Annotated in this window: 12 protein-coding genes; all 12 read right to left on the reverse strand. The window is 71.0% G+C overall.

From position 1 onward, the window contains the following. Positions 1–242: 242 nt before the first annotated feature. The 12 genes from D1J60_RS36760 to D1J60_RS36815 all read right to left on the reverse strand — a co-directional run bounded on the left by D1J60_RS36760 (position 243) and on the right by D1J60_RS36815 (position 14,211). Positions 243–4,094, reverse strand: a complete 3,852-nt coding sequence (locus D1J60_RS36760) for an amino acid adenylation domain-containing protein (protein ID WP_125824840.1) — start codon at positions 4,092–4,094, stop codon at positions 243–245. 290 nt (positions 4,095–4,384) lie between these two features. Beyond that, on the reverse strand, positions 4,385–4,618 hold the full coding sequence (locus D1J60_RS36765) for a tautomerase family protein (protein WP_164721139.1): 234 nt from the start codon (positions 4,616–4,618) through the stop codon (positions 4,385–4,387). Between the two features lie 163 nt (positions 4,619–4,781). Further along, a complete protein-coding gene (locus tag D1J60_RS36770) occupies positions 4,782–5,699 on the reverse strand; it encodes an EamA family transporter (RefSeq protein ID WP_125824842.1) in 918 nt (305 codons plus the stop codon). A 228-nt stretch (positions 5,700–5,927) separates the two neighbouring features. Next, positions 5,928–6,866 (reverse strand): alpha/beta fold hydrolase, encoded by a 939-nt coding sequence (locus D1J60_RS36775; protein WP_125824843.1) that lies wholly within the window; start codon positions 6,864–6,866, stop codon positions 5,928–5,930. 20 nt (positions 6,867–6,886) lie between these two features. After that, positions 6,887–7,063, reverse strand: a complete 177-nt coding sequence (locus D1J60_RS37635; protein ID WP_164721140.1) for a hypothetical protein — start codon at positions 7,061–7,063, stop codon at positions 6,887–6,889. A gap of 7 nt (positions 7,064–7,070) precedes the next feature. Then, on the reverse strand, positions 7,071–7,568 hold the full coding sequence (locus D1J60_RS36785; protein ID WP_125824844.1) for a nuclear transport factor 2 family protein: 498 nt from the start codon (positions 7,566–7,568) through the stop codon (positions 7,071–7,073). Between the two features lie 38 nt (positions 7,569–7,606). Further along, complete coding sequence (locus tag D1J60_RS36790; protein WP_125824845.1) at positions 7,607–8,578, reverse strand: Gfo/Idh/MocA family oxidoreductase; 972 nt, start codon at positions 8,576–8,578, stop codon at positions 7,607–7,609. After that, positions 8,575–9,984, reverse strand: a complete 1,410-nt coding sequence (locus D1J60_RS36795) for an NDP-hexose 2,3-dehydratase family protein (RefSeq protein ID WP_125824846.1) — start codon at positions 9,982–9,984, stop codon at positions 8,575–8,577. Before D1J60_RS36795 ends, D1J60_RS36790 begins: the two co-directional genes overlap by 4 nt. Continuing rightward, a complete protein-coding gene (rfbH, locus tag D1J60_RS36800) occupies positions 9,981–11,285 on the reverse strand; it encodes a lipopolysaccharide biosynthesis protein RfbH (RefSeq protein ID WP_125599084.1) in 1,305 nt (434 codons plus the stop codon). Before rfbH ends, D1J60_RS36795 begins: the two co-directional genes overlap by 4 nt. Next, positions 11,282–12,292, reverse strand: coding sequence for a dTDP-glucose 4,6-dehydratase (rfbB, locus tag D1J60_RS36805; protein WP_125599082.1), 1,011 nt, complete (start codon positions 12,290–12,292; stop codon positions 11,282–11,284). Before rfbB ends, rfbH begins: the two co-directional genes overlap by 4 nt. A gap of 84 nt (positions 12,293–12,376) precedes the next feature. Then, positions 12,377–12,613, reverse strand: coding sequence for an acyl-CoA carboxylase subunit epsilon (locus tag D1J60_RS36810; RefSeq protein ID WP_125599079.1), 237 nt, complete (start codon positions 12,611–12,613; stop codon positions 12,377–12,379). 35 nt (positions 12,614–12,648) lie between these two features. Continuing rightward, positions 12,649–14,211 (reverse strand): acyl-CoA carboxylase subunit beta, encoded by a 1,563-nt coding sequence (locus tag D1J60_RS36815; RefSeq protein ID WP_125599076.1) that lies wholly within the window; start codon positions 14,209–14,211, stop codon positions 12,649–12,651. Positions 14,212–14,221: the final 10 nt, after the last annotated feature.

Genomic DNA, 14,221 nt, shown 5'->3' on the forward strand with positions numbered 1-14,221 from the left:
GAAATTTCCGAACGGTCATCGACGGAGTTTGGAATGCAATATACAGTCCGCCTGGATTATATAGAGTCTCTTCCAGGCCTCAGATACACGTCAACCGGCCACATGTCAGGGCGTCGTCAACTTGCGTCAGAATTCGACATCCCATTTACCGGGAATCTTTTTCGGGCGTCATAAACCCAAAAAAACGGCCGCCCCGACGGACTTCTCCGTCGGGGCGGCCGTTTTGGTCCACCGGACCGCGACTACTCGCCGAGCAGGTAGCGGATGTGCTTGACCAGCTCGCCGATGTCCTCGCGCAGCAGGCTGTAGTGGTCGGCGTCGAGGTCGATGACCGTCGGCGGCTCGGCCGAGTAGCCGCTGCTGTTCTCCAGGAACGAGTAGTCGTCGCCCACGGCCTTGAAGATGCTGATCGGCGCCTGGAGGGTGCGCTCGGCCAGCTCGTGGAAGGAGTACTCGAACTCGTAGGTCTGGCCCACGACCGAGATGATCCGCCGGGCGAGGTCGACGTCGATGCCCTTGAGCTCGCTGATGAACTCGGCGAAGGACGCCTCGTCCGTCACGGTCTCCAGGCAGCGGTCGAGGTCCGGGCCGGAGATGGTGCCGGTGAACACCGAGAAGAGGATCGTGGTGTAGCCGCGGTTGGCGAAGGACGCCTCGCGGCCCCACACCTTGCCGTTCTCGGCGCGCACCTTCGGCGAGCCCGGGGCGATCAGGAAGAGGTTGTCCACCTTCTCGCCGGCCTGCTCCAGCTGGTACGCGGTCTCGAAGGCCACGCGGGCGCCGAAGGAGTAACCCCACAGGGTGTAGGGGCCGGTCGGCTGGATCTCCTTGAGGGCCTCGATGTCCTTCTTGGCCATCTCGGTGATGGTCTCGTACGGGGTCTCGCCCTCGTTGATGCCGTAGGACTGGACGCCGTAGAACGAGCGGCCGAGGCCGATCTCGCCGGCCAGGCTGCGCAGGTTCATCGGGTAGCCGCCCAGGCCGGGCCAGCAGATCACGGGCCGGGCCTTGCCGGTCTCCGCGTGCAGACGGACGAAGCGCGAGGATTCCTGGGCGACCTCGCGCTCCAGGCGGCGGGCCAGCTTCTCGATGGTCGGGGACTCCAGGACGCTCTGCAGCGGCAGGGAGACGCCGAGGCGCGCGTTGAGCTCGCGGACGAGGCCCACGGCGATGAGCGAGTTGCCGCCCGACTCGAAGAAGTCGTCCTGGACGGAGGCGTTCTCGCGGCGCAGGGCCTTCTCCCAGACCGCGGCGATCTCCTTCTCGGTCTCGGTGCGCGGGGCGACGAAGGGGCGCTCCACGAGCTCGGCGTTGACCTGGTCGGAGACGGCGAGCGCCTTGACGTCGATCTTGCCGTTGGCGGACAGCGGCAGCCGGTCGAAGACCACGACCCGGTTGGGGATCATGTAGTCCGGGAGGAAGCTGACGAGGTCGTCGCGGATGAGCTCGGCGGGACCGCGCATGTGGACGCTGTCCTCGCGCATGCCCTCGTGGCCGAGCTGCTCGTCGCTGACGCGGCCGCCGACGAAGAAGTACATCGGACCGCCCTCGACGCCGTTCTCGGCGAGGACCGCGTCCATGCGGCGCGAGGCGGGCAGCGGGTTGCCGGTCTTGGAGCTGTAGCCGGAGGACATGAAGCCCAGGTTCAGCCCGTTCATCATCAGGTGCTGGAGCTTCTTGCCGAGGGTGATGTACTGCAGCCACTCCTCCTCGGCGCGGCTGTAGACGCTGATGCCGAAGCTGGCGGCCTGGTAGACCGACTGGTTGATCGCGATGACGTGCTTCTTGAGGACGATGTCGTCCGAGAAGCGGGTCAGCGCGCCGTTCTCGTAGCGGTACTGGCCCTCGGGGAGGCCGGCGACCTTGCCGCCGTGCGTCTGGACGTAGACCTCGGCGTGGTCCTCGCGCGGGCCCTCGTTCGGGACCAGCTCGAAGGTGCCCAGGTAGTAGTCCTCGTCTGCGACGTCGAGCAGCTCGCGGACGGCCGGGTCGTAGGCGCGGTCCTGCACGTCGAGGCCGTAGGCCGGCAGGATCTGCTCGAAGAGGCCGAGGATGTGGCCGGTCTCGATCTCCAGGACTTCCTGGATGTTGTTCTTGTAGACCGGCTCGATGCCGCTCTTCTTGCCGATGAAGTGGATCTGCGCCGTCGGCCGCCCGGTGGCGGTCCGCTCGCTGATCAGGACGAGCTGGTGGCGGACCGGCTGGTAGTAGTAGTAACCGGGCTTGAGCCCGCCGACGCCCTCCAGCTCGAAGTACATCTGCGTCGCGTACAGCGCGCCCGGGGAGGCGTAGCCGTACTTCGGCAGCAGGCGCTCCTCGCTGATGTACTGGCCGAACCAGCGCAGGATCTGGCCCAGCTCGGAGGGGGCCAGGTCGGCCGCCTTGCGGGAGTAGGCCGCGGTGACCTTGGAGCCGAGCAGCTTGAGCAGGTCGTCCTGGGTGACCGCGCCGCCCTCGTAGAAGCGGTAGGTCTTGCGGGCGAAGACCCGGGCGCGCTGCTCGGGGGTGGGCTCGGAGCCGTCCAGGTCGAAGGCAGGGCGGCCCGCGAGCTCGGCGTCGTCGCGCAGGCCCGGGTTGGACAGCTGCGCCTTGACCTGGAGCTTGCTCTTCTTCGAGGCGTGGTGGGAACCGTGGTTGCCCTGGTCCATCAGGGCGGCTTCCTTCTCGCTCAGCTCGATGCAGGCGATCAGGTTCTGGAAGCCGGTGCGGCCGTCGTTCTTGACGATGACGGCGGCGTTGCGGACCCAGTCGTGGTTCTCGATGGCCAGGGATATCTCGTCCAGCTCGACGCGGTAGCCGCGCAGCTTGACCTGGTTGTCGGCGCGGCCGGCGAACTGCACGGTGCCGTCGGCGTTCCACTGGCCGAGGTCGCCCGTCTTGTACAGGCGGACGGGGGCAGCGCCCTCCTCCAGCTCGATCTCGAGGAAGCGCTCGGCGGTCAGGTCGTCGCGGTGCAGGTAGCCGCGGGCCAGCTGGACGCCGCCGATGTACAGCTCGCCGATCTCGCCGACGCCGACCGGCTTGAGGGTGTCCTTGTCGAGGATGTGGTACGTGGTGCCGTGGACCGGGGAGCCGATGGAGATGGACTGCGGGCCCTCGTCCAGCGCGGCGGGGTCGACCACGAACGAGGACGAGTTGATGGTGGTCTCGGTCGGGCCGTAGACGTTGATGAGCGCCCGGCCCGGCATCTCCTGCGTGGCCTGGATCGCCAGCAGGCGCGAGAGGGCCTCGCCACCGCTGAAGATCTGCTGGAGGGAGACGCACTCGGGGAACTTCTCGGTGTCGATCAGGCCCTGGAGCAGCGTGGGGACGCACTGGAGGGTGGTCACGCCGTGCTTGACGATGGTCTCGATGAGGCCCTCGGGGTCGGCGTAGACGCCGGGGGCGCCCATGACGACGGTGGCGCCGTTGGCCGGGGAGAGGATCTCCCACTGGGCGGCGTCGAAGCTCATCGGGGTCTTCTGCAGGATGACCTTGCTGCGGTCGATGCCGTAGGTCTCCCGCAGCCAGCCGAGCTGGTTGACGATGCTGTGGTGCTCGATCATCACGCCCTTCGGCTTGCCCGTGCTGCCGGAGGTGTAGATGACGTACGCGAGGGTGTCCGGGCGGGCGTCGCCGCCGGCGGCGGGGGCCTCCTGGCCCTCGGGGCGGACGAAGGCCTCGGACTCGCGCAGGGTCACGATGGTGACGTCCTGCGGGGCGAGTTCGCGCAGCCGGGACACCAGGCGCTGCTGCGCCAGGATGATCTTCGTCTCGCTGTTCTCGATCATGTAGCGGAGCCGGTCCTCGGGGTACTCCGGGGACAGCGGCAGGTAGGCCGCGCCGGCGCCCAGGATGCCCCACGCGCCGACCATGAGGTCGATGGACGGCTCGACGAAGAGGCCCACGCAGTGGTCCGCCGAGACTCCGAGGTGCCCCAGGTAGTCGGCCAGGGCCGCGCTTCTGGACGCCAGCTCGCGGAAGGTGAGCTTCTCGTCCCGGTAGGCGACGGCGATCGCCTCGGGGTGCTCGGCGACGCGCGCGGCGAGCAGGCCGGGCAAGGTGGTGGTGCCGCGCAGGGTGGGCTCGAGCACGCTGGTCTCCTGAAGAGTCATTTCCCGCTTCCTTAAGTTCCGTTGTGGAGCAGCGGGCGCCGTCGAACGCCCCCGCGAACCGGGCTCGCGCTGCGGCGGGCCCGGTGTCAGTGGCCGGGTTGACTGCCCGGCCGGATGAGACCGAAGAACTGAGGGGCGCAAGGCAGAGCCTCACCACCCGGAAGAACCGGAACGGCGCGGTGCGTGCTGCGGCCGCCTCCCCCAACGGACGTCGGGCCCATCGGCCCGCCCGCCCGGGCGATCACCGGCTCCTCGGGAGCCGGGTTGGAGATCTGTTCTCGAAACGTCTGTCAGCTCTGGTTCAGGTAACCGGGCCGCCTGACCTGCCGGTCCGGACGGTCCGCTATCTCGGTGAGGACCTGGGTCTCCCAGTCCTCCGGTGTGACCGGCTCGAGGGAGATCGAGACGGCGTCCTCGCCGATCGCGAAGGACTGCGTCACGGCGGCGGTCACCGCCTCGTCGATCGCCCTCAGCTGCTCGGCCGTGAAGTCCCTCGGGTAGTGCCTGATGTGGACGTGGGGCACGGGACTCGGTCCTCTCACGGTTCGGTGGCGGGACGTGGGGGGAGTGGGGCGGGGGGGGTGGGCGGCACACCGCGGACGGGGGAGGCCACGGTGTGCCACCACCTTCCCCGCCCTGCCCGGGTGGGGCGGGCCGTGGCGGGGAGTCGTGGGCGGGTCCGTCGCGCTACGCCTTGACGGATTCCCGCGCGCTCTCCTGGAGCGGCGCCGGCTCGGGCTTCTTGCGGCCGGGCCGTGGCTGGGCCACGACCACCGCCGCGACCACCGTCAGCGCTCCGACGAGCTGGAGCGGTGAGAGCGTCTGGTCGAGCACGAAGTAGCCGAGCAGGGTGGCCGCCAGGGGGGATCCGAAGCTCAGGAAGGACACGGCCAGGGCGGGCAGCCGCTGCACACCGCGGAACCAGATCGCGTAGGCGATCAGGGCCCCGATGATGCCCAGGTAGGCGAACCCCCAGAGGTTCCTGGCGGTGAGGTGGTCCGGCAGGCCCTCACCGATCAGCGTGACCGGCAGCAGGACCAGACCTCCGACCGTGAGCTGCCAGCCCGTGAAGGGCAGCAGCCCCACCCCTTCGGGCCGGCCCCAGCGCTTGGTCAGGACGATGCCCGAGGCCATGCTGACCGCGCCCAGCAGACCGGCGATGACGCCGGTGGCGTTGAGCCCGGCGTTCGGCTGGAGGACGAGCAGGGCCACGCCACCCGCGCCGAGGGCGCAGGCGACCAGGTGCATGCGCTTGATCTTCTCGTCGAGCAGCAGGGGACCGAGGAGCAGCACGACCATCGGCTGGACGGCCATCACCAGGGCCGCGACGCCGCCGGGCAGGTTGTAGGCGGCCACGAAGAGCAGGTAGAAGAAGGCGCCGATGTTGAGCACGCCGAGCACGAGGGCGCGCCACCACCAGATCCCCTTGGGCAGCGCCCGGCCGATGAGCACCAGGATCAGGCCGGCCGGCAGGGCGCGGAGCAGCGAGGAGAGCAGGGGCCTGCCCTCGGGGAGCAGCTCCGTGGTGACCAGGTAGGTGGACCCCCAGACCGCCGGGGCGAGCACCGTGAGCGCGGAGTCGGCGAGCGTACGGCTGCTCTTCATCAGGCGGCCGCCGCCCCGGTCGTGGCCGTGTGCGTCGCGGCGTCCATGACGCCGACGACCTGTAACAGGTCCTTCACGTCGTACATGCGCGTTCCTTCTCGGGATGGGTCAGATGGATCGGACGGACGCCGGGAGCCCCGGCGGACGTGTCCTCGTGCGGACCTCGTTGGCGTGACCCGGGGGGCTCACCCAAACACTCGCCGGTGCCCCTCGACGGGTCAACGGGCTCTATGTCAGATCCGCGTCAACCTTTTGCAGGTCGCGGTCAGGGGTGGTCACGACCCGGCCACCGGCCGCGTCGCGGGCGAGGAGGCATTCCTCCAGGAAGGACAGGACCCGCAGGTGGTAGGTGCGGGCGGCCCAGCCCAGACTGATGTTGTGCCCGGCGTGGGGCTGCCGGGCCACCGCCGCGGGGGCCGCCATCAGCGGAGTCAGCAGTTCCTCCAACGCCTCACCGTCGTGCCTCCACCACAGCTCCTGCTCGGCGAACGTGAAGCGCACGGGGACCCGTACGCCGGCCGCCACGGCGGGGTACATTTCCGGCCACAGCCGCGTCTCGCGGGACTCGGCGGCGGGGACCGGGCGCAGCAGCCGCTGCCCGAGCCGGAAGGCGTCCGGCGGGTAGAACCGCAGGGCGCCCCAGTGCCGCCGCCACTCCCCCGGGAGGTCGGGGCCGGGCAGCCGGCCGGCCTCCACGGCGAACCGCCGGCCGATGCCGGAGACGTCCACGCCGACCGGTACGAGGCGGCCCCGGGCGGCACCCGCGGCCGCGAGCGCGACGCGGCCGCCGCCCGAGTGGGCCACGAGGAAGACTCCGGCGCCCAGCTCGCGCCCCTCGGTGAAGCCCTCCAGGGCCGCGAGCACCGTGGCCGTCTGCCCCGCGAGGTCCTGGCCCTCGGGCAGCGCCCGTGCCGAGGCCCCGTATCCGGGCCGGTCCAGGGCGAGTACGGCGTAGCCGAGGGCGGCGCCGAGCTCCAGCAGCGAGAGCCCGGGAAGGGCCCGGCTGTCGAAGTAGCCCGCGCTCATTCCCGAGCCGTGCAGGGCCACCACCAGCGCCCGGGGTACGGGCTGTGCGGGCAGGGCCAGCAGACCGGACAGCGGTATCCCGTCGGCGTCGAGGGTGACGGGCCGGACCGGGGGCGCGCCGACGGGCGGCACAGGGACCATGAGGGGCATCTCCAGGAGGTTCAGGCGGGCCGGGCGGACGGGGGGCGCCGGGACTTGGTGACGGCCAGCCCCCAGGCGGCCCGGCGGAGCAGCAGGGTGGTCAGGGGCGGCGCGGCGTACGGCCGTGAGGGGCGGAAGGCGTCCGGTGCGAAGTCCCTGGCGGGGACCCAGTAGCCGGCGATCTGCACGGCGTTCATCCGGTTCTCACAGCCGGACTCCGGCGAGTTCCGGCAGGCGCACCCCGGAGTCCCACACCACGTGGAACGCGACGTGGCTCAGCCGCCAGCCGGCCGGCGTGCGCACGGCCCGGGCCTCGGAGTACCCGCCGACCTCGAAGTGGGCCACGGGCTCCGGTCCGGTGTGGTGGACGTGGGTGGTCCGCTGCTGGGCCCGCACGGTGGCGCGGTCCCCGTCGAGGACGATGGAGTGGTTGGAGCTGGAGTGGTGGGTGCGTGCCCACCGCTCCCGGGCCTCGCGCTGGAAGGCCGCGAAGGCCTCGATGCCCGCGCACACGCCGATCGGGAAGGCGAAGGTGGCGTCCTCGGTGAAGAGCGAGGTGTAGCGGGAGTCGTCCGGACCCGTGCCGTCGTGGGCGTCGAGGGCGCTCACGTAGCGGTCGAACAGCTCGCGCAGCTCGGCGCGGTCGCGCAGGATCCGGATCTGTTCGCGCAGTACCGCGATGTCGTCATGGGGCGAAGGCATGGCCTCTCCAGTCGGCGGACTTCATGGGCGTGGGGCGTTCAGAGCACGCGGGCGACGCCGCGGACCGCCTCCAGCAGCTCGGCCTGGCGCAGCGACGGGCCGTCGGGGGCGACGGCGCCCGTACGGACGGCCTCGGTGAAGGCCTCGACGGCGGCCCGCACCTGGTCGGCGGGGTCGAGGGCGATCTCCTCGGTGCCGGTCCGGCGTTCGAGGAGGATGCGGGGCGGGTGGCCGGCGGGCGGGGTGAAGGCCCGGTCGACGGTGACGCGCCCTTCGCTGCCCGTGATCTCGTAGGCGCTGCGGTAGCCGTGGTCGAGGCCGAAGGCGAGCTGTGCGGTGACCCCTTCGGGGGTGCGCAGCAGCGCCGTGCCGGAGGTGTCGACGGCCCGGCCGGGGCCGCCCCGGACCAGCACGGCGGCCTCGGCCTCCAGCTGGTCCCCGAGGAGGTGCAGGGCCGCGCGGACGGGGTAGACGCCGGTGTCCCAGAGGGCGCCGCCGCCGAGCGCGGCGTCGTAGCGGATGTCCGCGTCGGGCAGCCGGGGGATGGTGAACTCGGCGCGGAAGGAGCGCACTCCACCGATCGCGCCGTCCGCCACGAGGGTTCTCACCGCGGCGTGCTGGGGGTGGTGGACGAACATCACGTTCTCCCTCAGCACCAGCCCGGTCCCCGCGGCCAGGGCCACGAGGCGCCGGGTGGTGCCGAGATCGGTGGTGAGGGGCTTCTCCGCGAGGACGTGCTTGCCCGCGCGGAGGGCCGCTTCCACCCATACGGCGTGCAGCGCCGCCGGCAGCGGCACGTACACGGCGTCGATGTCGTCCCGCTCCAGCAGTGCCTCGTAGCCGGTGACCGCCTCGCAGTGGGCTTCCTCGGCGGTGTCCCGGGCCTTGGCCGCGTCGCGGCTCGCGACGGCGACGAGCCGCGCGCCGGACGCCGCCCGCAGGGCGGGCAGCATCCGGCGGCGGGCGATGTCGGCGCAGCCGAGCACGCCGACGCGTACGGGCTCCGTCACAGGCGCACCGCGCCCGAGGTGAGGCAGGAGAGCAGGGTGCGCGCCTGCACGTTGACGTAGTGGTTGTGCCGCAGCAGGGTGGCGAGCTGTCCCGGGGTCGCCCACAGGTAGCCGGGCGGCGCGTCGAGCGGCGCCTGTTCCTCGTCGGTGTCGAGGAACAGGTAGCGGCTCTCGGCGTTGAGGAACCGGCCGCCCTCCTCCGAGTGGAGCGCCTCGTAGCGGATCCGGGCGGGATCGGCGCCGAGCACGAGGTCCAGGAAGGGCGGGCGCTTGGCCGACGGCAGGTGCGCGTAGTTCGGCGGGGTGTACTGCACCGTGGGGCCGAGCTCGACCGTGTCGGCGAAGCCGCCCTCGACGCGGGCGTGCACGAGCAGGTGCGGGACGCCGCCGATGCTGCGGGTCAGGAAGGCGGTGACGCCCGTTCCCCTGGGCTCGAACAGCGGCTGCGACCAGCTGGCGACCTCGCGGCTGCCCGCCTGTACGCCGACGGCGACGACGTCGAAGTAGCGGCCTTCCTCGTGCTCGATGGTCCGCTCGCCGCGCTTCCAGCCGGGGATGCCGGCGAGCGGCACGCGTTCGGCGCTCACGTCGTGGCGGGTGCGCTCCCCGGTGAACCAGGACAGCAGCTCGGTGTCGGAGTGGTGGGAGAGCTCCTCGGGGTCCGCGAACGGGGCGCAGGCGAGGACGGTGCGGGCGTCCATGTTGATGACGTTGTCCTGGCGCAGCAGCTCGCCGATCTGGCCGAGGGTCAGCCAGCGGAAGTCGTCGTGCTCGGGCACCTCGCCGACGGCCTCGACGAGCATGTTGCGGTTGCTCTTGCGGTAGAACCACGAGCCGTGCTCGGACTGGAGGACGTCGGCGAGCACCCGGGCGCGGCCGGGCTGGGTGAAGTACTCGATGTAGCGCACGTCGGCGCCCTTGTGGGCCTTGGTGTAGTTGCTGCGGGTGGCCTGCACCGTGGGCGACAGCTGGAGCAGGTTGCGGTTGCCGGGCTCCATCTTGGCCTGCATGAGGAAGTGCAGGACGCCGTCGAACTCCTTGACGAGGATGCCGAGGATGCCGACTTCGGGCTGGCGGATGATCGGCTGGTGCCAGTGCTGTTCGACGCCGTCGGTGGAGCTGGTCACGCGCAGGCCCTCGACGGTGAAGAACTTGCCGCTGCGGTGGCCGAGGTTGCCGGTGTCCGGGTCGAAGGACCAGCCGTCGAGCTCCGCGAAGGGTATCCGGTCCACCTGGAAGCGGTGTGCCCGGCGGCGTTCCTCCAGCCAGGCGTGCACGTCCGGGGTGTCGCCCGTGGCGGCCGCGGGGGTGGCGGCCGACCGGGCGAGGCGCTGCGGGAGGTCCGCGTCGGAGCGGGGGCGCAGGGCCGGTGCGCTGCGGCCGGGGAGGGCGGCGGAAGCCGTCACGAGTGGCTCCCGACGAACTCCTTGACCGAGGCGATGACGTAGTCGAGCATCTCGTCGGTCAGTGCCGGGTAGACGCCGACCCAGAAGGTCTGGTCGGTGATGATGTCGCTGTTGGTGAGGTCGCCGACGATGCGGTGCGGCTGGTCGATGTACGCGGGGTGCCGGGTCAGGTTCCCGGCGAACAGCCGCCGCGTGCCGATCTTGCGGTCCTCCAGGAAGTCCACGAGGGCGGCCCGGGTGTAGGGCGCCTCCGGGTCCACGGTGAGGGCGAACCCGAACCAGCTCGGGTCGCTGCGCGGGGTGGCTTCGGGGAGGATCAGGTGCGGCACCCCTTCGAGCCCGTCGCGCAGCCGGCGCCAGTTCCGGCGGCGGGCGTCGCAGAAGTCGTCGATCTTGTCGAGCTGGGTGAGGCCGAGTGCCGCCTGGATGTCGGTGGCCTTCAGGTTGTAGCCGACGTGCGAGAAGATGTACTTGTGGTCGTAGCCCTCGGGGAGGGTGCCCATCTGGTACTTGAAGCGCTTGAGGCACTTGTTGGTCTCGCCCGGCTCGCACCAGCAGTCCCGGCCCCAGTCGCGCAGCGACTCCACGATCCGCGCGAGCGCCAGGTTCGAGGTCAGTACGCAGCCGCCCTCGCCCATGGTGAGGTGGTGGGCGGGGTAGAAGCTGACGGTGGTGATGTCGCCGAAGGTGCCGGTGAGCTGCCCGTCGTAGGTGGAGCCGACGGCGTCGCAGTTGTCCTCGATGAGGAACAGCCCGTGGTCCTCGGCGAGCTGGGCGATCTCGGCGACCTCGAAGGGGTTGCCGAGCGCGTGCGCGATCATGATCGCCCGGGTCTTCGGGCCGATGGCGGCGGCGACCCGGTCGGCCGTGGTGTTGTACGTCCCCAGCTCGACGTCGACGAAGACGGGCACGAGGCCGTTCTGGATGATCGGGTTGACGGTGGTCGGGAAGCCCGCGGCGACCGTGATGACCTCGTCCCCGCGCCGCAGGCGCCGGTCCTCCAGCAGGTGCGAGGTGAAGGCCGTCATGGCCAGCAGGTTCGCGGAGGAGCCCGAGTTGGTCAGATGGGCCTTGCGGTGGCCGAGCTTGCGGGCGAACCGGGATTCGAACTTGCGCGAGCTGGGTCCGGCGGCGATCCGCATCTCCAGGGCCGCCTCGACGAGGGCGGCGCGGTCGCGCTCGTCGAGGACCGCGCCCGCCGGCCAGATCTCCGTGGTGCCGGGGACGAAGGGCCCGTCGTTCTGGGTGTCCTGGTGGAACTTCGCGGTCTCGTCGAGGATGAGTCCCTTGTGGACGTTCATGCCGGGGTCCCTTCACGGCCTTCGGGGCCGGAGTTGTCGGTTCGGTGCTTGACGGCCTTCCACCAGCCGGGGTTGTCGCGGTACCAGGCGACGGTGTCGGCGAGGCCCTGTTCGAAGGGGACGCGCGGGGCGTACCCCAGCTCCTCGCGGATCTTGGTCTCGTCGAGGGCGTAGCGCAGGTCGTGGCCCTTGCGGTCGGCGACCCGGCGCACCGAGGACTCGTCGGCACCGCACAGGGCGAGCAGCCGCTCGGTGATGTGCAGGTTGGTCTGCTCGTTGCCGCCGCCGATGTTGTAGACCTCGCCGGCCCGGCCCCGGTCCAGGACCAGGGCGATGGCCCGGCAGTGGTCGTCGACGTGCAGCCACTCGCGGATGTTGCGCCCGTCGCCGTAGAGGGGGACCTGTTCGCCCTCCAGCAGGTTGGTGACGAAGAGCGGGATCAGCTTCTCGGGGTGCTGGTACGGCCCGTAGTTGTTCGAGCAGCGGGTGATGGAGACGTCGAGGCCGTGCGTGCGCCAGTAGGAACGGGCGATGAGGTCGGAGGAGGCCTTGGACGCCGCGTACGGGGAGTTGGGCTGGAGCGGCCACTCCTCGGTCCAGGCGCCCTCGGCTATGGAGCCGTAGACCTCGTCGGTGGAGACGTGGACCACGCGCCGGACCCCGGTCGCCAGGCAGGCGTCCAGCAGGGTCTGGGTGCCGCCGACGTTGGTGCGGACGAACTCGGCCGCCGAGTGCACCGACCGGTCGACGTGGGACTCGGCCGCGAAGTGCACCACCGCGTCGTGGCCGGGCAGCAGCTCGCGCAGCAGCGTCTCGTCGCAGATGTCGCCGCGGACGAAGTCCAGGCGGGGGTGGGCGGCCGGGAGGTTGTCCCGGTTGCCCGCGTAGGTGAGCTTGTCGAGGACCGTGACGCGGGTTTCCTCGTGACCGGCGTATCCGCCGTCGAGGAGGGTCCGGACGAAGTGCGAGCCGATGAACCCGGCCCCGCCGGTGACCAGCAGCCTCATACCGCCTCCTCGTGGCGCGCCCGTTCGGGGACGGGGTGTGTCATGTCGTGCTCCTTGGCAGGGAGGGAGGGAAGGACGCCGCCGTCAGGCGGATCGGGCCTCGGTGGTGTTGTCGCGCCAGGTGCGCGGGCCGAGGAAGCCCCGGACCCGCTCGGGCCGGTGCCAGCCGGCGAGTACGGGTCCACTGCCCGCCGTACCGCCGTGCTGGCCTTCGTGGGCGGCCGCCCGTGCCATGACGACGGCGGTCAGTGCCGCGAGTTCCTCGGCGTCGGGCGATCCCTTCACCACGCGGATGTAGTCGGCGGACTGCTCGGTGTTCACGGGCTGCTCCTCGTCTCGTGACGTTCTGCCGGTGCTCACTGGGGCGGGTTGCCGTGCTTGCGGGCGGGCAGGTCTGCGTGCTTGGCGCGCAGCATGGCCAGGGAGCGGATCAGCACCTGGCGGGTGTCGCGCGGGTCGATCACGTCGTCGATCAGGCCGCGTTCGGCCGCGTAGTAGGGGTGCATCAGCTCGTCCTTGTACTCCGCGATCCGCTGCGCCCGGACGGCCTCGGGGTCCTCGGCCGCCGCGATCTCGCGCCGGAAGACCACGTTGGCCGCGCCCTCGGCGCCCATGACGGCGATCTCGTTGGTGGGCCAGGCCAGCGCCAGGTCGGCTCCGATGGAGCGGGAGTCCATGACGATGTAGGCGCCGCCGTACGCCTTGCGCAGCACCAGGGAGATGCGCGGCACGGTCGCGTTGCAGTACGCGTACAGCAGCTTGGCTCCGCGCCGGATGATGCCGTTGTGCTCCTGGTCCACGCCCGGCAGGAAGCCGGGGACGTCGACGAGGGTGACCAGCGGGATGTTGAACGCGTCGCAGAACTGGACGAAGCGCGCGCCCTTCTCGGACGCCTCGATGTCCAGCACGCCCGCCATCGCGGCCGGGTTGTTCGCGACGATGCCGACGACGTGGCCGTCGAGGCGGGCCAGGGAGCAGACGAGGTTGGGCGCCCAGGCCGGGTGCACCTCGAAGTGCTCGCCGTCGTCGACGACCTCCTCGATGACCTTGCGGATGTCGTACGCCTGTCCCGGCTGCAGCGGGACCAGGTCGAGCAGCGCCTCGTTCAGCCGGTCGGCCGGGTCGCCGGTGTGCTCGACGGGGGCCAGCGAGCGGTTGTTGGAGGGCAGCAGGGCCAGCAGGTAGCGCACTTCGGCGATGCAGGTCTCCTCGTCGTCGTACGCGAAGTGCGCGACGCCGGAGGTGGCCGAGTGGACGTCCGCCCCGCCCAGTCCGTTCTGGCTGATCTCCTCACCGGTGACGGCCTTGACCACGTCCGGGCCGGTGATGAACATCTGCGAGGTCTCGCGGACCATGAACACGAAGTCGGTGAGCGCCGGCGAGTAGGCCGCGCCGCCCGCGCAGGGGCCGAGCATCACCGAGATCTGCGGGATGACGCCGGAGGCGCGGGTGTTGCGCTGGAAGATGCCGCCGTAGCCGGCGAGGGCGGAGACGCCCTCCTGGATGCGGGCGCCCGCGCCGTCGTTCAGCGAGACCAGCGGGGCGCCGGCCGCCTCGGCCATGTCCATGATCTTGTGGATCTTCGTGGCGTGGGCCTCGCCCAGCGCGCCGCCGAAGATGCGGAAGTCGTGCGCGTAGACGAAGACGGTCCGTCCCTCGACCGTGCCCCAGCCGGTGACGACGCCGTCGCTGTAGGGCTTCTTGGCCTCGAGCCCGAATCCGGTCGCCCGGTGCCGCCGCAGCGGCTCGACCTCGCTGAACGATCCCTTGTCCAGGAGCAGCGCGATCCGCTCGTGGGCGGTCAGCTTGCCCTTGGCATGCTGACGCCGGGTCGCGCCCTCGTCGCCGCTGCGCGCGGACTCCTTGATCCCGTTGAGTTCGTCGATCCGCTGCCGGATCGTGTCATCCGCTCGGGGCATGGTTCTCCCA

The organism is Streptomyces sp. W1SF4 (assembly GCF_003950035.1).
In the GTDB taxonomy this organism is placed as follows: Bacteria; Actinomycetota; Actinomycetes; order Streptomycetales; family Streptomycetaceae; genus Streptomyces; species Streptomyces racemochromogenes.